General features: G+C 34.1%; 21 protein-coding genes. 10 read left to right on the top strand and 11 right to left on the bottom strand.

Annotated elements, in window-relative coordinates:
- Positions 1–96 precede the first annotated feature (96 nt).
- From HOG71_11775 to HOG71_11740, 8 genes are all read left to right on the top strand, one after another.
- Complete coding sequence (locus tag HOG71_11775; protein ID MBT5991519.1) at positions 97–1,254, top strand: 1-deoxy-D-xylulose-5-phosphate reductoisomerase; 1,158 nt, start codon at positions 97–99, stop codon at positions 1,252–1,254.
- A 1-nt stretch (position 1,255) separates the two neighbouring features.
- Positions 1,256–2,590, top strand: coding sequence for an RIP metalloprotease RseP (gene rseP, locus HOG71_11770; protein MBT5991518.1), 1,335 nt, complete (start codon positions 1,256–1,258; stop codon positions 2,588–2,590).
- 98 nt (positions 2,591–2,688) lie between these two features.
- Entirely contained in the window at positions 2,689–3,687 is a 999-nt protein-coding gene (locus HOG71_11765; protein MBT5991517.1) for a VWA domain-containing protein, read from the top strand.
- Positions 3,687–4,736: a VWA domain-containing protein gene (locus tag HOG71_11760; GenBank protein ID MBT5991516.1), complete on the top strand. Its 1,050-nt coding sequence runs from the start codon at positions 3,687–3,689 to the stop codon at positions 4,734–4,736. The genes HOG71_11765 and HOG71_11760 overlap by 1 nt, the downstream gene beginning before the upstream one ends.
- A complete protein-coding gene (locus HOG71_11755) occupies positions 4,729–5,517 on the top strand; it encodes a tetratricopeptide repeat protein (GenBank protein ID MBT5991515.1) in 789 nt (262 codons plus the stop codon). The genes HOG71_11760 and HOG71_11755 overlap by 8 nt, the downstream gene beginning before the upstream one ends.
- Positions 5,511–7,319, top strand: coding sequence for a protein BatD (locus HOG71_11750; protein MBT5991514.1), 1,809 nt, complete (start codon positions 5,511–5,513; stop codon positions 7,317–7,319). The genes HOG71_11755 and HOG71_11750 overlap by 7 nt, the downstream gene beginning before the upstream one ends.
- The gene (locus tag HOG71_11745) at positions 7,316–8,089 is read left to right on the top strand and encodes a hypothetical protein (GenBank protein MBT5991513.1); all 774 of its coding nucleotides are present in this window, start codon (positions 7,316–7,318) and stop codon (positions 8,087–8,089) included. Before HOG71_11750 ends, HOG71_11745 begins: the two co-directional genes overlap by 4 nt.
- Before the next feature lie 29 nt (positions 8,090–8,118).
- On the top strand, positions 8,119–8,595 hold the full coding sequence (locus HOG71_11740) for a ribonuclease H (GenBank protein MBT5991512.1): 477 nt from the start codon (positions 8,119–8,121) through the stop codon (positions 8,593–8,595).
- A 180-nt stretch (positions 8,596–8,775) separates the two neighbouring features.
- Here HOG71_11740 and HOG71_11735 read toward each other — a convergent pair whose 3' ends face one another.
- The 7 genes from HOG71_11735 to HOG71_11705 all read right to left on the bottom strand — a co-directional run bounded on the left by HOG71_11735 (position 8,776) and on the right by HOG71_11705 (position 15,011).
- The gene (locus HOG71_11735; protein MBT5991511.1) at positions 8,776–9,264 is read right to left on the bottom strand and encodes a hypothetical protein; all 489 of its coding nucleotides are present in this window, start codon (positions 9,262–9,264) and stop codon (positions 8,776–8,778) included.
- A 322-nt stretch (positions 9,265–9,586) separates the two neighbouring features.
- Complete coding sequence (locus HOG71_11730; GenBank protein MBT5991510.1) at positions 9,587–10,318, bottom strand: 1-acyl-sn-glycerol-3-phosphate acyltransferase; 732 nt, start codon at positions 10,316–10,318, stop codon at positions 9,587–9,589.
- 161 nt (positions 10,319–10,479) lie between these two features.
- Positions 10,480–10,890: a GNAT family N-acetyltransferase gene (locus HOG71_11725; protein MBT5991509.1), complete on the bottom strand. Its 411-nt coding sequence runs from the start codon at positions 10,888–10,890 to the stop codon at positions 10,480–10,482.
- 6 nt (positions 10,891–10,896) lie between these two features.
- The gene (locus tag HOG71_11720; protein ID MBT5991508.1) at positions 10,897–11,586 is read right to left on the bottom strand and encodes a hypothetical protein; all 690 of its coding nucleotides are present in this window, start codon (positions 11,584–11,586) and stop codon (positions 10,897–10,899) included.
- A gap of 1 nt (position 11,587) precedes the next feature.
- Positions 11,588–13,774, bottom strand: coding sequence for a KamA family protein (locus HOG71_11715; protein ID MBT5991507.1), 2,187 nt, complete (start codon positions 13,772–13,774; stop codon positions 11,588–11,590).
- A 137-nt stretch (positions 13,775–13,911) separates the two neighbouring features.
- Positions 13,912–14,412 (bottom strand): hypothetical protein, encoded by a 501-nt coding sequence (locus HOG71_11710; GenBank protein ID MBT5991506.1) that lies wholly within the window; start codon positions 14,410–14,412, stop codon positions 13,912–13,914.
- 2 nt (positions 14,413–14,414) lie between these two features.
- Entirely contained in the window at positions 14,415–15,011 is a 597-nt protein-coding gene (locus tag HOG71_11705; GenBank protein ID MBT5991505.1) for a class I SAM-dependent methyltransferase, read from the bottom strand.
- A 46-nt stretch (positions 15,012–15,057) separates the two neighbouring features.
- Here HOG71_11705 and HOG71_11700 point away from each other — a divergent pair, with 46 nt between their 5' ends.
- The gene (locus tag HOG71_11700; GenBank protein ID MBT5991504.1) at positions 15,058–15,804 is read left to right on the top strand and encodes a hypothetical protein; all 747 of its coding nucleotides are present in this window, start codon (positions 15,058–15,060) and stop codon (positions 15,802–15,804) included.
- On the top strand, positions 15,801–17,123 hold the full coding sequence (locus tag HOG71_11695; GenBank protein MBT5991503.1) for a M20/M25/M40 family metallo-hydrolase: 1,323 nt from the start codon (positions 15,801–15,803) through the stop codon (positions 17,121–17,123). The genes HOG71_11700 and HOG71_11695 overlap by 4 nt, the downstream gene beginning before the upstream one ends.
- Positions 17,124–17,232: 109 nt before the next feature.
- Here HOG71_11695 and HOG71_11690 read toward each other — a convergent pair whose 3' ends face one another.
- From HOG71_11690 to HOG71_11675, 4 genes are all read right to left on the bottom strand, one after another.
- Positions 17,233–17,712: a glutathione peroxidase gene (locus tag HOG71_11690; protein MBT5991502.1), complete on the bottom strand. Its 480-nt coding sequence runs from the start codon at positions 17,710–17,712 to the stop codon at positions 17,233–17,235.
- Between the two features lie 534 nt (positions 17,713–18,246).
- Positions 18,247–18,825: a methyltransferase domain-containing protein gene (locus HOG71_11685; protein ID MBT5991501.1), complete on the bottom strand. Its 579-nt coding sequence runs from the start codon at positions 18,823–18,825 to the stop codon at positions 18,247–18,249.
- An 87-nt stretch (positions 18,826–18,912) separates the two neighbouring features.
- A complete protein-coding gene (gene blaOXA, locus HOG71_11680; protein ID MBT5991500.1) occupies positions 18,913–19,758 on the bottom strand; it encodes a class D beta-lactamase in 846 nt (281 codons plus the stop codon).
- Positions 19,759–19,811: 53 nt separating this feature from the next.
- Positions 19,812–20,226: glycosyltransferase (locus HOG71_11675; protein ID MBT5991499.1), on the bottom strand; the 415-nt coding region annotated here is incomplete at its 5' end.

Here is a 20,226-nt window from a genome sequence, read left to right as displayed (position 1 = left end):
CACAGCTGATAATTTGCCATAATAAATGCCTTGGATTAAGGTTTAAACCACTCAATATTGCATAACTTTGCCCCTTCCAAAATTAGGCTTATTTACATGGCAAATAAAAAAGGCATAGCAATACTCGGGTCTACCGGATCCTTAGGAAAACAATCGATGGAAGTTATCAGTTTAAATCCTGATCACTTCTTTATCGAGCTTCTGTATGCTTCTTTCAACACCGACTTATTAATTCAGCAGGCTTTGAAATTCAAGCCAAATATGGTTGTTCATATGGATGAATTAAGGCAAGAGGAGTTATCTGAATTGCTATATCTTCAAGGAATAAAGTGCTTTTATGGTTATAAATCAATGCTACAAGCATTGGAATTAGAAGGAATTGATATTGTTTTTAATGCCATCAGTGGATTTTCAGGGATAAAACCTACACTAAAAAGTTTACAATATGGAAAAACATTGGCATTAGCTAATAAAGAATCCATGGTGGTTGCCGGAAGTCAGGTTGCCAAGTTATATAATGAAAAGGGAGGAAGTATAATACCTGTTGATGCAGAACATTCGGCTGTTTTTCAGTGCATCATGGGAGAATATTCCAATCCTATAGAAAAAATAGTTCTGACCTCTTCTGGTGGTCCTTTAAAAGGTAAAAGTGTTGAGGAGCTTGCAGGAATTAGCAAAAGCACTGCTTTATCCAATCCACATTGGAAAATGGGTAATAAAATCACCATTGATTCGGCTACACTTATCAATAAAGGTTTTGAAATTATTGAAGCATGCTGGCTTTACAATCTAAATTTTTCGCAAATCGAATTATTAATTCATCCTGAATCCATTGTTCAATCGATGGTTTATTTTGAAGATGGATCGGTAAAAGCACAGCTGGCTACACATGATATGCGAATTCCAATTCAATACGCTTTTTCTTTTCCTAATCGAATAAAATCTGATTTTTCACGAGTGGATTTACTGAAAATTGGATCATTGACATTTGAAGATACTGACCTTTTGGCATTCCCTAACTTAAGGCTTTCATACCATGCTGCCGAGAAGGGTGGTAATTTACCTGCTATACTTAATGCTGGCAACGAAATTGCTGTACAAGCCTTTCTTACAGAAGAGATTAAGTTTAACGACATATTTCGGATTAATGAAAAATGTTTGAATTCAATCAATTACATGGAAGATCCAAACTATAATGATTTGGAGGATACAGATAAAGAAACTAGACAATTTGCTAAATCACTAATTTACTAATATGCAGACATTGATCATGATCGGACAATTGCTTTTGGGCTTGTCAATTCTTGTTGCTATTCATGAGCTGGGCCATTTTCTGGCCGCCAAAGCCTTTGGAATGAAGGTCGATAAATTTTATATTTTCTTTGATTTTGGAAAAGTAAAATTGTTCAGTTTTAAAAGAGGCGAAACCGAGTATGGAATAGGATGGTTCCCATTAGGTGGTTATGTGAAAATTGCCGGAATGATTGATGAATCAATGGACAGGGAGCAATTGGCTAAGCCCCCAGAACCTTGGGAGTTCAGAGCCAAACCCAAATGGCAACGACTGATTGTTATGGTGGCAGGTGTATTTATGAATCTGGTACTTGGTATTATAATGTTTTCCCTTATATCTTATAATTATGGTGATACTTTTATCCCAATTGACAAAAATGATCCAGCTATTGTTGCTCTTGATTATGGACAGGAAGTGGGTTTACAAACTGGTGATACTTTAATCAGTGTAAATGGTATTAAATATACTGATCTTAAAAAATTCAGAGATTTATATAGTTACAATATTTTGCTTTCTAATAACATTGAGATTGTTGTTCAAAGAAATGGCGAACTAAAGACAATAAAAACTCCCGATAACTTCTTGAATGCTGTAACCGATAAAACGGTTGATAGCTTTATGATGCAAAGCTATCCTTTTCATGTAAAAAAGGTAATGAAAAGAAGCAGTGCCGAAAAAGCAGGTTTGATGAATGACGATATTATTCTTTCAATTAATGATGAGAAGGTTCTATATTTTCAAGACTTTACTCATAAATTGAGTAAACTAAAGGACGTTAATTTGACAATTCTGAGGGGTGGAACAGACACTATTTTACTTAGTGGTATTAAAACTGATAAAAAGGGAAGAATTGGTTTCGAAGCTTCTTTAGATGTTCAAAAGGAAATAATTACCTATGGATTTTTTGAATCATTCAGAGTTGGTAATAAGAAAGCCTGGTTTATGCTAAAAGAAAACACACTAGGTTTTATCAAACTGTTTAGTGGTGATGTTGATGTAAGGAAAGCCATAAAAGGTCCTGTTGGCATAGCTACTATTTATGGAGGAGACTGGATTTGGTTGAATTTCTGGACGATTACTGCCTTGTTATCACTTATTTTGGCATTTATGAACTTGCTGCCCATACCAGCACTGGATGGAGGCCATGTGATTATGATATTTATTGAAATGATTTCCGGAAGGCAAATAGGTCAGAAAACCATGGAGGTGATTCAAACTATCGGGATGATAATTGTATTTGCTTTGATCATATTTTCCGTATTCAACGATGTGATTCAGCAATGGTTCTCTCATTAGAAGCATTTTTTCTATCAATTATTCAAATTGAATTCTGATGGCAAAAATATTGCTGACAAAAATGACAAATTAATAAACAATAAAAAACGAAAGTTCAGATGAATCTAGGTGACTATAAATTTGAGGATCCTTGGTTTTTTTGGTTCTTACTACTAATACCATTGTTGGTATTTTGGTATGTCTGGAAATATAAGAGCAGATTGCCAGACCATACGCTATCAACTTTAAAACCTATTCTGGCAATAAAACGACCATGGAAAGCTCGCTTTCGGCATGCTCTTTTTGCTCTTCGTGTTTTGGCTATAGGCTTAATCATTATCGCACTTGCTCGTCCTCAAAAGTCATTTGACAAAAAAAATGTAACCACCGAAGGTATTGATATCGTAGTTGCCCTTGATATTTCATCCAGTATGTTGGCCATGGATTTCAAGCCCAATCGGTTGGATGCTGCAAAGAAAATATCACAAGAGTTTGTAGAAGGTCGAGTTAATGATCGAATTGGCTTAGTTGTTTTTGCTGGAGAAAGTTTTACTCAATGCCCCATAACACGCGATCATAAAGTTTTGTCCAACTTGATTGGTGAAATCGAAAGTGGCATTATTGAAGATGGTACAGCAATTGGCTTGGGACTTTCTACGGCCATTGATCGATTGAAGGATAGTGATAGTAAAAGCAAAATAGTTATTCTATTAACAGATGGTGAAAATAATGCAGGATTTATTTATCCCATGACAGCTGTCGAAATTGCCCAAACATTTGGTGTCCGTATTTATACGATAGGTGTAGGGACGATTGGTACAGCACCCTATCCTGTGCAAACACCCATCGGTATTCGTTATCAGGATGTAGAAGTGAGGATAGATGAGGACTTATTGAAAGACATAGCCGGATTAACGAATGGGGCCTATTTTAGAGCTACCAGCAATAGTAAATTGAAAGAGATTTACGAAGAAATTAATAAATTGGAGAAAACAAAAATTGAGATAGAAGCCTATAAACGTTTTAATGATAAATATTTGCTTTTTGTTTTAATAGCCTCTGTTTTATTATTTATTGAATTGTTTTTACGAAATACATTATTAAAAAGTTTCCCCTAATGGATTTGGTGCGATTCGAACATATTGATATATTATTTGCACTATTTGCTTTGCTAATTTTGCTATTTGTTTTTTTAGCTAAAATGCGTTGGGCAAAAAAAGTATTACGATCCATTGGAGATGAAAAGTTAATTCTCAAATTGATTCGGAATAAGCCATTGTATAAATATCAGATCAAGTTTATCTTATTTTCACTGGCATTAGCATCACTGATTATTGCTATGGCCAATCTTCAGTTTGGTTCAAAAGTCGAAAAGGTTAAACGCAAAGGAATAGATTTAGTAATTGCTTTGGATCTTTCGAAAAGTATGCTGGCTGAAGATATTACGCCTAATCGTTTGGAAAGATCAAAACAGTTTATTTATAGATTAATTGATAAACTGGAGGGCGATCGGATTGGTATTCTGGTTTTTGCTGGCAATGCCTATGTTCAAATGCCTATGACCATCGATCATTCTGCTGCAAAACTACTTTTGTCAAATTTGAATACGTCTCTTTTACCAACACAAGGAACTGCCATAGGAGATGCGATTGACCTTTCGGTGGAAATGTTCGAAGCAGGTGATAAAAAACACAGCACATTATTGATTATTTCTGATGGAGAAAATCATGAAGGAGATGCCTATGAATCAGCAAAAGCTGCAGAGAAAGAAGGAATAGTCATACACACGGTTGGGATAGGTACGTTAAAAGGGGCTCCGGTTCCTATTTATTACAACAATCGACAGGTTGATTATCAAAGAGATAAGCAAAACAGTATTATTTTAAGCAAGTTAAACGAAAGCATGCTTCAGGAAATTGCCGCTTTTGGTGATGGCGAGTATTATCGTATTACCAATTCAGGTGATGATTTAAGAGAGTTGATTAAAACCATTAATAGGCAGGAAGAAAAAGAGTTTGATGCCAAAGTTATAACAGATTATAAAAGTCAGTTTCAAATTTTTCTTGCCTTGGCTTTGCTATTATTAATCATCGATTTCTTTATTTTTGAAAGGAAAAGCAAGTTGACATTTAGTTTTAAAAGTCTAAAGCTTACTAAAAATGAATAAACTAATCCTCACTATACTTTTGAGTGCAATCACTGTGTTGTCTTTTGGTCAGAATGAGCATAAAATGACACGGAAAGGAAACAAGCTATATACAAAGAATCAATTCACTGATGCGGAAGCAAATTATAAAAAAGCCCTCGAAATAGATCAAAAACATGAACAAGCTAGCTTTAACTTAGGAGATTCTTATTTTGAACAAGGGCGCTATGATGAAGCCATAACTCAATTCACGATTTCGGCAAATACAACAGATGACAATCATTTGAAAAATCGGGCATATTATAATTTAGGAAATTCGAATCTGGAAGCTTTTAAAAGCATAAAGGAAAGCTCTAATCAGGAAGAAATGCAGAAGAAAAGCCAATATCTTGATCAGAGTATAGAAGCTTATAAAGAGGCGCTTAAAGTAGACCCTACTGATATGGAATCGAAGTATAACCTGTCCTATGCACTGAAGAATAAACCGAAGGGAGAGGGGCAAAATAATCAACAAAATCAGGATCAGGATAAAAAAGAAGATCAGGAAAAACAAGACCAAAAAGAAGAGAATAAGGATAAAAAAGACGAACAAAAAAAGGATCAGCAACAACAAGAAAAAGATGATAAGAAAGGGGAGGATAAAGAAAAGCAACAACAGCCCAAACCTGATGAGCAAAAGATGACTAAAAAGGAAGCAGAAAAACTGTTGAAAGCGCAAGAGCAAAATGAAAAGGACGTACAAGCCAAAATCATCAAACAAAAAGCCAAACCAGTGAAAGTAAAAATTGAAAAGGAATGGTAAAAAAAGGCATATACATATTGCTTTTTCTATTGATCGCTTTGGTGGTAACCAAGCCTTTATTTGCCCAAAGTTTTACCGCCTCGGTGAGCTCAAAACAGATAAGTCAGCATCAAAATATTAATGTGACCTTTAAAGTATCTGGTAATTTTCAAAGAATTACAGATCTTCAATTTCCAACATTTACCGGCTTTCAAGTACTATCTCAACCACAGCAATACCAATCAACTACAGAAATTAATGGAGTAGCCATTCATGAATATCAATTTACAATTGCCCTTAAACCAACAAGTGTTGGCAAACTAACTATTGATCCTGCATCTGTAAAAATTGATGGGAAAACATTAAAGACAAAAAGCATTAGCATACAGGTTTCCAAAGAGAATATGGGATCAAATTCTGCTACTCAGGGAAGTCCTCAAGGATCTGACAAAAGTGTTTTTACAAGTACGTTGGTCAGCCAATCAAAAATTTATAAAGGACAAGCGATATCTGTTACACAGAAGGTTTATTCAAGGAAAGAAATTATTGACATTTCTGATTATAAACTGCCAACTTATGAAGGCTTTTTGGTTGAGAATATTGATATTGGACAATTAAGAGTTGAAAACGAAGTATTAGATGGAATTCAATATTTTGTAATTGTATTAGAAAAAAAGGTGCTTTTTGCTCAAAAAACCGGACGAATTAAACTGGAAGCTCCTACTATGAAGTTGGACATTAAAGAAGTGAAAACCAGGGATGCTAGAAATCAGGCTGAGTATATGTTTTATGGTCCAAAAATTAGATATGCTGAGAAAGTGAGGGCAAAAGTATATTCTTCTCCTGTATATATTCAGGTTTCCAGTTTACCAACTGCTCCTGCAGAATATGAGGATCTAACAGGAAGTTTTACATTTCAGGTTTCTACTGATAAAACAGCTACCAAAATCAATGATCCAATCACTTTAACCATAAAAGTACAAGGAACAGGAAATCTTCATATGTTAACTGATTTTAATCTTGATTTGCCAGATGATATTGAAACATATGAACCGAAGATCAAACAAAATTTATCACTCACCAGTAATGGATTTAAAGGCTTTAAGTCGTTTGAGTATTTATTGGTGCCACGTAAAGCGGGAACATTTACATTGCCAAGTATCAAATTTGTATATTTTGATGTTCAAAGTGCTCAATATAAAAATTTAGAAAATGAGCAGATAAAAATAAAGGTTGAAAAAGGAGAAGGTAATTATGCTGGAGATTTACCAACTGGTTTAAGCAAAAAAGAAATCGAATTAAGAGGGAAAGATATTCATTTCATACAGCAAGATTTAGGTTCATACAGCAGCATTGCAAATAGGTTTGTTGGTTCATTAACATTCTATTTGTTTTATCTAATTCCAGCAATTGTCTTTCTGCTTTTGCTGTTTTACTATAAGCGATTTAAACATCTTCGAACCAATGTGAGTTTGTTCAGGCAAAAGAAAGCATCCTCCTATTCAAATAAGAAACTTAAGACAGCCAAAAAGTTGCTCCAATTAAATGATAAGGTTGGTTTTTTTGAAGAAATATCCAATGCTGTTTATGGTTATCTGGGAGATAAACTTATGCTTTCATCAGCCGAATTATCTCGTGAGAAGGTAAATGAGATCTTTTTTGAAAGAAGTGTTGATAAGGAATTAGTAACTAACTTATTTCAGCTTTTAGATGCATGCGAATTTGCGCGATTTGCACCTGATTCCAGTGCAGACAATCTTGATTCAACCTATCAGAGTGCATTGGCTTTATTGACAAAACTTGAAAAAGAATTGGCAAAATGAATCGAATTATTCAGAAAATATTGATTATTCTTATTGCTGTTTTTGTTACAACAGTAGCACTTGCTGATTCTGTTCAAATAAAAAAAATATTTGAAGAGGCCAATGAACTTTATAGGCAAAACGAATATCACAAAGCAATAAAAGTGTACGATTCCTTAGTTAATTCGGGAATTGAATCGGCAAATTTGTATTACAACACGGCCAACACAAATTATAAACTTGAGAACTATACAAGTGCAATTTTGTATTATGAAAAAGCATTATTGCATGGAGGTAATCAGAGCGAAATTGTCTATAACTTAGAATTGGCTAAGCTGAATATTACTGATAAAATAGAAGTAGTACCTGATTTCTTCTTAGTTCGAATATGGAAGTCAACACTTTTTTTATTCAGCTCAAAAAAATGGAGTATTATCAGTATCTTTTTATTTGTTCTAGTATTGATATTCGTTGTTTTCATTGTTGTATTTCAGTCTGTTTTCCTTAAAAAAATTCTAATCCCTGTTTTCTCCATCCTTCTTTTAGTTTTTATCATCACCACATTGTTCAGTATTCAAAAATCATCCATGGAAAGGAATAGTGGGTATGCAATAATTTTTGAGCCAACAGTTTATGTTAAAAGTGCTCCTGATGAAAAGAGTACAGATTTGTTCCTGATTCATGAAGGCTTAAAAGTAGATTTAATAGAGCATGTTGGTGAGTGGACAAAAATGGAATTAGCTGATGGAAAGGTTGGTTGGATTCCGAATGATACATACGAAAAAATCTAGTTACTGATTTTACTTAACTCAATTATTTCATGAATAAACAAATGCTTTTTACGGATGGAAGTGTACATGTTCAATCAAAGATTGGCTATGGAGCTTATTTGTTTATTGATGTGTTAGAAATTTCTTTGGAGGTGTTAAAATCCAGAGTACAATTAAAACGATTTGAGCAAACCTCTTCAACAAAATTGGAATTGCAAACACTTATTTGGGCATTGGCTGACCTACCATTTAATGAACAAAAACTCTATATTTATACAGATTCCCAAAATATACTAAGCCTAATTGATAGGAGGGAACGATTGGAGAAAATGGATTATTTCACCAAGAAAAATACTCGGCTGAAAAATTTTGAGTTGTATCAGGAATTTTTTACGTTTTACGATAAGCTGGATTTAGAGATTATCAAAGTCGCTGGTCATAAAGTGTCGCATCAGAAAAATCAGATAGATCGAATTTTTTCTTTAGTAGATAGAGCTTCAAGAAATGCATTGAGGAATAAGTTATAGGTGAGTTGAAACCTTTCAATCATCTTTAGAACTACAAAGGAACACTGAAAGACAAATTGCATCGAATTCTCATTGTCCTCTTTGAGAGACAATGAGGGGAACGGATGGGCTATAGGTGTGTTGGAGCCTTTTTTTAACTTTAGTGTCTCCCGAAGGGGACACTGAATGAAAAGGACCAAATCAGCCTAATATGTCTTTGTAATGTGTTATTGGATATATTCCCTCCTTCCCAAGTTCATAAAAACCTGCGCTAGAGTGTTGATACTCTGTAAAATCGTCTACTAGATTCCATTTGCCAGATACCGGATTATGATGGATGTAATCCAGTTTTTGAATTAGAAATCCTTCCTCATATACAGGCTTTGAGTCGAATGAAGGTTGAAAAACCCGGTGCTTTTTCCCTCTGGTTTTCTCCTGTTTTGTAACCACAGCTTCCATGCTTGATAGTATTTTCTGGTATTTTGATCTTTCTAGTTGTTTAACTATTTCATAAGCCATGAACCTTTTGCCATTTCCGATAAGTTTATTGATTGACAAAAACTCAGGAATAAAAAGTAGAAGGTGCATATGATTAGGCATAATCACATATCCAATAATTTCACATTTTTTCTCTTTAAGCTTGTCAAACCATTTATAAATTTCAGAGTAAAAGTCCAATATTTTAAACAAATTCATCCAATTCAAACAGGTAAAGGAGCAAAAGAATATTATATTATTTTCAGTTTGAAGAGTTCTGACAGCCATATTCAAAGATACGAAATGTTAATTGTATCGTGTACTCATAATCCTCTTTGAGAGACAATGAGGGGAAAGGATGAGCTTTAGGTAGGTTAGCCTTTTAAACTTTTCTTAACTTTAGTGTCTCCCGAAGGGGACACTAAAGGAAATTGATACGAATTGTCCTTATCTACTTTGAAAGACAATGAGTTAAATAATATTCTCTTTAGTGGATAGAGCTTCAAGAAATGCATTGAGAACTAATTTTTAGGTTTCAGTCTCTCAAACCAGAACTTATCACATCTCTTGCATGTTTCATCAGTTCATCAACATTTTCCCAAGCGTAATTTTCAAGATGAATTGGAGGGTGGAAAATCAAGGTAGCTGTTCCCGGGAAAATGTTTAGGGTATCTGGTTCATGGATTTTATTGGTTCCTTTTACACTTACAGGCAAAATGGGTAGGTTCAAATCGAAAGCCATTTTAAAAGCCCCTTTTTTGAAATCTGCCAGTTCTCCTTTTTTATTTCGGGTACCTTCAGGAAAAAATACGATACAGGTGCCGTCTTTGATACTAGATTTTGCTTTTGCAATGGTTTCCAAAGCAGCTTTTGGACTAGAGCGATCGATAAAAATATGTCCCAGTTTTTCACATGCTACACCTAATCCCGGTACTTTTCTGAGTTCTTGTTTCATCACCCATTTAAAATCAACTCCTAAACGAGCATATAAAACCAAAATATCAAAACTACTGCTGTGGTTTGCCACAATCACATAGGATTGTTTCTTTTGAATATTTTTTTTACCTGTTTTCCTTAAACGTATAGGTGTTATAATACATAAAACGCGAGCCCAAATTACACCACCTAAATAACTGGCAATTCTTGGATTACTAAGATAATAGACGGCAACAGTAAAAAACCCAAATAATAGGGTTAGAATTAGTGCCAGTGGAATAAAAATAAGCCACTTGTAGGGTTGGTATAATATCCAGAGGAATTTTCTCAAAGCTTAAAAATGAGAGCAAAGATAAGAATTCAGGATAAACCACTTCAAAAGGGAGATGAACTCAAGTTATTTGTCTGAAAAGCTATCTTAAGTCAAGAATTTAATCCTGTATCAGAGGATCAATTCTGTCTTTGGTTATAGATGACGTTAAAGCAGATAAATTAGTATTCCCGAATAATATGAACTTCATAATCTCCCAGATACCCAAATCCAGCTTTTTTGTAAATTTTAAGTGCTATTTCGCTGTCTTTGTGGACTTCAAGTTTAATTTGGAGTTTCGTTTCTCGTGCGAATTTTAAACTTTCATCTAGTAGCAATTTTGATAAGCCTTTACCCTGATATTCAGGTGAAATTCCAAAATGATGTAAATAAAGTCTTCTGGCATCATTGGTTATCCAACTACTTCCAATCAGTTTGTTTTCATGGATTAGAACAATTAATTTTCCTCCGGCATTAATAGTTTTGGCAATAACTGCTTCGTTATCTCCACGAAATTTTCCTCCCATGCCGGTTACTTCCCATAAATATTGGAGCTGCTCATAATCTGATGGGATATAATTTCTGATTTCCATAAATTCTTAGTTCTTCAAATATACTTTTTGCATGTATTTTGAGAAGGAAGGTGTTCCTTCTCCCTGTTTGATGATATCAATAAGCTTGTCTTTATTATTCTGAAAGATGGATCCGAATAGCACACTGATATTCTTGTAGTGAAACATATCAGAATGTAGCAGGCTAGAAGGCCCAAGCAAATACACATGGCAGTTTGGAGGTGTTGAATTAACCAAATCGAAGAAGGTCTGATTGAAAATACTGGTGGAGCTTAGGATCAGTGTATCTGACTTTGCTATGTATTCTTGCTGTTTCTCAATAGCCACAATTTTATCCGATTCATCATACAAATCAAAAATAGACAAAGAAATATTTTCTTCTTCAAACTTTTGAACCAAGGATTTAAAATAACCAACCATGACAACATTACCTGCCTGATGGAAGTCTATTTTATCAAAGATATCGAATGAGTCTTCATAGTTATTATTATAATTCAATAGTGCATTATAATAGGCGTTAAGTACAATTCTGTATGAATTGTTGGTCAAATCCAAATTAGTAAAGTCGGTTTTAACAGAATGATTTAGTGTTGCACAAACGCCAATATTACCATTCATTATTTCAACAGCAACATATTTCTGTCCAATCGTAATGTTTTTGATATTATCAATTTGAAATCCTTCTTTTTGATAGAAGTGTTGAATGGGCTCAAGCATCTTAAATTTCTAAATTAGTGAATTCCTCGGTTAATTTATAATTATAGGCAGGGTACTCAAACAAAGGAACTCTGGGTTCTGTTTCTCCTATTGAATAGCCGTAAATATTTTCGTAGTCTTCAATTTGTTCACCTAAAAACACAAGCTGTTCGAGATATTCGGATATTGATTTTGATTCTATTATAACTACTTTTCCCATGGTATTAATAATTGGGCTATGAGAGCGGGTTCGGTCATGATCAAATTCAAGAATTCGTCTACCATAACGAGTAATCCCAATAACGCGATAGGTTAAGCTTTTACCAACTCCAGGAAGATTTAAAACATTTCTGTCAGTAGCTAAAAAAGGCAAGTTTGCTTCCAATCGAATTTTATTAATATTTGTAACCATATTTTCAGCCTGGTGTGGGAATTCTTTAATCAGATCGAAATATTTCTCGTCAATTTTGCCAACAATTTTTTCTTCTAATTGTTCTTGAACGGCTCTTTCGTTGGTAGCAAAATTGTGGTTGTTCTCCATGTAACCCTTCACTGAAAAAGTGTAATAAGTTAATACACCAATGTCGTTTAATACTTTTCGGAGTTTTGAAGAATGCCCTCTTCGAGATGCAGCAGTAGAAAAAACGAGTTGATTGGTAATGGTCCAGCCCGATTCAATCAATTTACTAATTCCATTAACTGATTCGGGTGTCACTTCCATAGGCGATTCAAAATGAGTTTGAATAACAAACTGTTTTATCCCGATTTTAGTGGCTTTGGTTTTGAATTCTTTGAGGATGCTTGTTAATTCGGATGTAATACGCTGAGGTAAATAAACAGGTAGTCGGCTGCCTAGTCTAACACGCTGAATTTCCGCATATTTTTCACCATCATTTCGCTTTTTATTGGCTTTTGTTTTTCGAATGGCCATGTTGTAAATTTCGTCCAATAAACTTTTAAGTGATTTATCGGAACTCATCAAGGCATCTCCACCAGTTATTAAAATGTCCCTTAGCTGCGAATCATTCTCAAAATAAGCCATCAAGTGTTTCAGTTTCTCAGGCCATGTTTCTTTTGGTTTGAGTTTATCCAGATTAAAATTCAAATTGCCACGCTGGAAATCATACATGCGCTGGCAGGAGGAACAGAGCCCCCCACAGGCACGACCTACTGTATCCGGAATCAAGATAGCTACTTCAGGATAGCGCCTATGAATATTGTTGTGAGACGGCAATAGCCAGCCTGCTGCATTTGGTTTTCCACTTTCTACTTTATCTTCCTTTTCCCAGGCAACAATTTCCCCGAACTCTTTAACTAATTGCTCACTATAAATAATATAATGGCGAATGGCTAAATCAGCTCCAATGGCAAAATAAGGAACTCTCACATGCAATAGGGAAAGATAATATGGATTCACAAAGAAAGGAATGCCTTGTTTCTTTGCATCATAAAGGATTTTCATGCTATCAGGATCCAGAGACGAACCTAATAATTCGTTCAGCATGTCGGGTTCCCGAACTGCAAATCTTAGATGAAAGCTTTTTTCATCCCACCATTCCAGCATCTTCAGGTATTTCTGCTCTCTGGAACTGCCTTCATCAAAAAAATATTTTCTATCGCTTATCTCCCCATTGTCTATTTTGTCTATGAAAATATTGATAATTCGATCTCTGTTTTCTTCACGTAACTTAATGATACGAGGATCGGTTCCTGTAGGCCATCGATTTATCCATTCAAAAATCTTTTCAGATGAAGGTACTACTCTTTTACTTGTACCACTAAGCTGCCTGAATAATTGAATCATGTCATCGAAAAAATAGGGTTTTGCTCCACCTGTTCCTTTTGTTACGGCTAGCCAAATTAATTTTACAGGATTGGAAACGGCTTTTTCTCCTTTGAGATTTAAGTCCTCATAACTTCGTCCAGCATTATCAACATAATCCAATATACGAATCGCTGCAAAGTCTTCCCAGTTTAGCTTCTCATATGCAATCCTGCCTTTTGTTTTTCCTTTGTAAAACGCAAGTGCATCCGGGCTTTTAACCAATTCACTCATAACCCAGTTTTTAACACCAATCAATGCTTCTGTCTCATTTTTTGATTCGCGCATAATTTCTTCGAGTATCGGGTTTTCATTTAATAGTACCCGAAGAAGTTTATGTGAATGAACCGTAATGGCTATTTTATCTAGTTTTTCGATTTCATACATGCGTTTTGTGTTTTAGGATCAATCAAAGCTATTTCAATAAATCATTCTAGAATCCCTTTAATTATCAGAAAATGAATTAAGCCCAGAGAGTTCAATATTTTAAATCTTCCATCGTAAAGAATGGGAGAATATCTGCCTTATTTCCCCAAATTATTGCGAGAGAATATATCGTAACTTAATAATATTTCAGACAGATAAAATTTTGAATCGTGGCGAAGCAACGAAACTGGAATGTTAATTTCATTTTGCTTATAGGAGTATTTTAATGAAATACCAATCATTTTCCCGGCTTCTATTTTACCATATAAAGCACCAATATATTCAAATTCATCAAGATTTATTTTTGTTTTTTCAGCCGATTCAATGATATTGTTGAAATCGCTTACAAATTTTTCACTTTTATTAATGTCGTTAAGTAACTGATCATCGCTCAGCGATTTAGTTTCATTTGGCAAGGCTGCTCTCCAAATTTTGGGACTGGGCTTAAGCTCAAGCATCTTATTGATGTCTTTGCTTTGAAGAGCCACAAGGAATAAGGTTCCAAATTCATCCATTTTTTCATCTTTCACTTCAGTTTGTGTCCATGAAATAGTAGGGACAAAATTTAGCAGAATAATGATGAATAAAACATGCTTCATTTTTATGGCTTTTGTGCTATTAGAAGAATGTTATCTGAAATTCCTGAATGAAATGTTCCTTCTTCTAAATGCAATTCTTTCTCTTCAAATTTAAGAAAATTTAGACCTTTAAAATCATCTTCAATTAATTCCTTGTTGTATAATAATTCTATTTTTTTAGGTCCACCACTATCATTATTGATTTGCTTTTTATCAAAAGCCATTAATAGTATATGGCCTTTTGGCTTTAGGGCATTAATCATTCTTTGATGGATTTCTTGTCGGATTGTTGGAGGCATATGAAAATAGATCAGCGCAATTGCATCATATTTATTTTCTTCTAATTCATAATTCAAGATATCAGAAACAGTGTAATTGATTGTTACATTTTCTTGTTTTGCTAACAACAGAGCTTTCTTTCTACCTTCTTCGCTATAGTCAACAGCATCCACCTGCCAATTATGTTTAGCAGCATATACTGCATTTCGTCCTTCACCTTCTGCAGCAAATAAAATTTTTCCTGCTTCTGCTTGGTCAATAAACTCCTTTACAAGCATGTTGGGAGCTGTTCCGTATATATATTCATCTTCAGCGTAACGCTGATTCCACAATTCTTTCATCGGATTTTAATTAGATATTTTAAATTTGAATGATTAATTATTTATGATGAAGTTTTTAACCAAAAATTTAGCCAACATTTTTACACTGACAAATCTGTTTTTAGGATTTACAGGAATTGTCAATACTTTATATGGAGATCCTGTAATGGGCGCATTTTTCTTAATCTGGGCTGCCATTTTTGATTTCCTAGATGGAACTACAGCACGTTTGTTAAAAACCCAAAGTGAATTAGGAAAACAACTAGACTCGCTTGCAGATATTGTGAGCTTTGGTATTTTACCGGCAACAATTTTACATGTTCTTTTAATTAAATCACATCAGGCATGGGTTTATAAGTTACACTTTACTGGAATTCCTATTGTGAGCTTATTGGCGTTTATATTTGTTATTGCAGCCGCCTTGCGTTTAGCGAAATTCAATACTGATGAAGATCAAAAAAATGTTTTTACAGGATTGCCAACTCCTGCAGCAGCTCTTTTCGTAGCCTCCTTGCCCTTAATCATGCGTTTCGATTTGTATGTTTTGAATTACGAGACATTCTACCTTGAAAAAATTATGCTCAATCCATGGGTTTTGCTTTTGGTTACAATTGGCTTATCATGGATGATGCTGTCCGATATGAAATTGATGTCACTTAAGTTTAAGTCGTTGTCTTTCAAGGAAAACATGCCCCAATACTTATTGATCATCATAGCTATTATTTTGTTCGTTTTTCTTTTGTTTCTTGCTATTCCTCTTATTCTGATTATATACATTTTATTCTCCTATATTTTTAAATCAAAATCATCATGAAGCGATATTTGGTCTTATTTATTCTCTCCTTTTTCTGGCTTTTTGTACAATCACAAGATCTCGAATACGCCAAGTCGATTATCGATAAACTATGTGCAGAAGATATGCATGGAAGAGGTTATATCAATGCGGGCGATAAAAATGCAGCCTATTTAATTGAAAATGAATTCAAGAGTAATAATTTACTTCCCTACAATATAATTGAAGGAAGTGTTGGAAGTCAGGCAGGAAAACGCATTCGAAATTTTGTACAAGAATTTCAGATAAAAGTAAATACGTTTCCGACCAATGTTCTGCTACGTATAGATGGAATTGACCTCAAAGCTGGGGTTGATTTTACTTTAAAGCCATCATCAGGACCCATTGCAGACAAAGAGTTGGATTTGTATTATTTAAGCAAAAAAAATATCAAAGATGAAGATGCTTATGACGCATTTTCAAGTGAAGATTATACCGCAGTTTGTGTAGTGATAGATATAGATGAGTTTGCAAAAGAAAAAGACAATGAATATTATCAGTTGGTATTGAAAAATGATATTCGTGCAGATGCTATTATGCTATTAGTTTCATCGGAAGTGACATGGGGCGTAAGTCAGACATTTGAAAAATTCCCAACCTATATTGTTAAAAAGGACAAGCTGCCAAAAAAAGCGGCAATGATAGAAGTGCTTCACGAAACTAAATATTACTACAGTTATAAAACACAAAACGTAATCGGAAAAATTGAAGGTAAAACGCATAAAGACAAATATATTCTTGTTGGAGCTCATTACGATCATTTGGGCCGGCTTGGAAATAATACTTTTTATCCTGGAGCAAACGACAATGCCAGTGGAGTAGCTATGATGTTGGATATTGCTAAACATTATAGTGATGTTTTCAATCAACCAGAATATACCATGATATTTGTAGGTTTTGGAGCGGAAGAGGCTGGCTTGCTTGGATCTAAGTATTTTGTTGAAAATAGCCCTGTGCCTTTGAAGGATATTCGCATGATGATTAATCTGGATATGATGTCATCTGGTGAAGGTGGTTTGATGGTGGTTAACACCAAAGCAAACAGCAGTGATTTTAATAAAATAAAACAAATAAATACGAAGAAGCAATATGTAGAGCCTTTGATGTCTCGACCCGTAGCAGCCATTAGTGATCATCATTTTTTTCATGCGGCAGGTGTTCCTGCTTTATTCTTTTACCTGATGGGAGAGAAGGACAAGGAATACTATTACCACAATCCGGGGGATGTGCCTTCCAATATTAGCATGATGGGGTATAATGCTTCGTTTAAGTTACTTACTGAGTTTATTGAAAAGTTGTAGAATTGTAGATCTGATTTTCAATCGGATTAAATTATATGTAGAATCAAAGCTGCAAGCTGCGATTCTACAAGGAACACTATCTTATGAAGTATTGGTATTTATTAAAGTATTAATGTGATAATAGGTTTATAATATCTTTATCAATTATATCTGGTTTTGTAGTTGGTGAATATCGCTTATATGGTTTTCCATTTTTATCGATTAAGAATTTTGTGAAGTTCCATTTTATTTTTCCACCCCATATACTACCGAGCTCATTCTTTAAATATTTGAAAACAGGATGCGTATTTTTACCGTTAACATCAACTTTTTCAGTAAGCTGGAAAGAAACACCAAAATTTATTTTACAACTTTGTTCCATTGTTTCATTCGTTTCAGGTTCCTGATTTAGAAACTGATTTGATGGGAAACCAATAATGACCAACCCATTATTCTTGTGTTTTTTATGCAATTCTTCCAGACCCTTAAATTGTGGAGATAATCCGCATTTTGTAGCTGTATTAACTATTAAAATTAGTTTTCCCTCAAAATCAGAAAATTGAATAATTTCTCCATTTGGTTTTTTATACTCTAAGTTGTAGATATTCATAATTAGTTTTAGGTCGTAAATGATGTGATCAAACTAGACAACAGTTATGCCAATTACCTAATAGTGAGTAGTATATACAACAAAAATGTATTAAAATGATTTTTTAGATTTTTAGGCTTCATTTAATGTGCTTGTTTTGAGTTATTTCACTTCTGGCTTAAGTTTGTAAATGAGCCAATTCCTATATCATTCAGATTTATAATATGATGAATCGTAGCTGCAAGCTACGATTAACATGGGTTATGCGATTATTTGTCTAATTCAAAAATGCCCCTCTACTGGTCTAATTTTGTAACTTAGACCTCTGATATATTTGTTTTTTTATTAAATTTACTAGTGATTTACTAGGATGGGATTAAGTTGCAAACTTAATCCAGAGTAGGGAATGTGCCTTCCAATGTTAGCATGATGGGTTACAATGCTTCTTTTAAGTTACTTATTGAGTTTATTGAGAAGTTGTAGAATTGTAGGTCCGATTTGCAATCGGATTAAATGATATGTAGAATCATAGCTGCAAGTTACGATTAACTAGGGCTATTTATCAGATTGCGTCTTTTTGCATCTTACATGAAATTTGTTTTCCTGAACGATTGTGAAAATGTTTGATTTTTCAATTTTTCGAATTGTTTCAGATCGCTTTTGATGTCCGTCTTCAATAATAGCAACTCCATCAGATTTTAACACCCGGCTAAATTCATGCAAAAGCTCAGTTGGCTGTTCAATCATGTGAAACATGTCCAGTGCTAAAACAACATCTGCAGTTTCATTTTGTATTGGTGTATTATATCCATTAGCTAAAACTGCTTCAACATTATTCAGATTGTATTTTTCAATTTTAGCTTGAACTGTTTTGATGGCGAGCGGATGAATATCAACAGCAATTACTTTTCCTGAATCACCAACAGCAATAGAAGTATTTCTGATATATCTGGCAGGACCACAGCCATAATCAATTACGGTTTGTCCTTTCTTCAGGTTAAGAGTTTCGAAATTTTTGTTTGAGTTGTTTCCCCAAAAATCCATTATTCGCATAATAGATGTCATCATACGGAAAGCAATGTTTGGAATGTGTTCCTTGTTTTTTCCGCTTAGTTTTTCTTTGATTTGGTTCATTAGCTCAAAAATTGAAAAATAAAATTAGGTAATAAAGGAATGTTAGAAAAATATTGAAGGGTAGCTGATGTTTTGAGGGAAACACCTCTATTCAATAATCTTAAGTAGTTGCAATGCCTTCATGCTAATATCTTTTCGGATTACTGGGAACAAACTTAAATCAAATTCTTGATCAGGTGTTATGTTGGTGGCGAAAAAATACACTTCACTTCCTTTTTCGAGATATCCAATAAACCAACCATTGTTATTTCCATTACGAATCGACCAACCCGTTTTGCCACTTATTTTGAATTCTTCTTTTTCGGCTAACAGCATGAGTCTTTTCATAATGGTAAAAGTGCGATCTGAAATAGGGAGTTCTTTGTTGTAAAATCGTTTAAGGAAATCAATTTGTTGATACTGACTTATTTTGGATTCTCCTTCTAACCAGAAAAGGTCAATTGAACTTGAGTCAACTTTCATGTTTCCATATTCAAATTTTTTCAAATATTCGTTCATTCGTTCAACCCCAATTTGTCGGGCAATATCCTGATAACAAGGTACGCATGAAAAATGAAAGGCATCTCTGAATATTAAATCCTGTTCCCAAATATCCATATTCCTTTCTACACCATTCCAAATGAACATGGTGCTATCATTTTCAACTACTCCTGTTTCAAGTGCTATAATAGAGTTGCAAATCTTGAAAGTAGATGCTGGTAAAAAGCCTTTTTGAGCCCATTCAAAATCATTGGAATAATACTCATCATCTTTCTGATTATAAATTAAAATTGAGCCTGAAACATGAGCAGAATCCAATATTGTTTGAAGTTCTACTTTGACGATTTTGTTATCTTCAGCACCTGTGGGTTGCTGCTCTACCGAATTTTCAATAGGCTTCTGAGAACATGCAAAGAGTAGGAAAAGAGACAATATGAAAGGGTATGTGTTCATCGAATTATCTTGATTTTTTCTATTGAATACATTTTAGTTCTTGTAATAAGCCACTAGAGTTCATTGATAAAAGCAATTATATTTTTGGCCAAATTTTTCCAGGAATTTGATTTCTTGTATTCCTGAATATTCGAAATAAAGTGTTTTTCCTGACCTAAATTAAAGAATTCAATTACTGATTCAGCAATCATATCTGCTTCAGCTTTTGGAATAATCATCCCACTCTTGCTAGAATCTACGGCTTGTTTTAAGCTACCTACATCAGTTACTAATACGGGTAATTCAAAATGATAGGCAATAGAAAGAATTCCACTCTGTGTTGCTGATCTATAGGGGAGAATATTTACATCTGCTGCTGAGAAGAATAGCTGAACCTCATTATCCCTTATATACCTTAGGTTGACATTTAATTCGTTTTGTATTTTGAGTTTATCTATCAGATCGAAGTATGTTTTATCATCTCCATAT

The organism is Bacteroidota bacterium, from assembly GCA_018698135.1.
GTDB lineage: Bacteria > Bacteroidota > Bacteroidia > CAILMK01 > JAAYUY01 > JABINZ01.
This window is presented reverse-complemented; position numbering and strand designations above follow the sequence as displayed.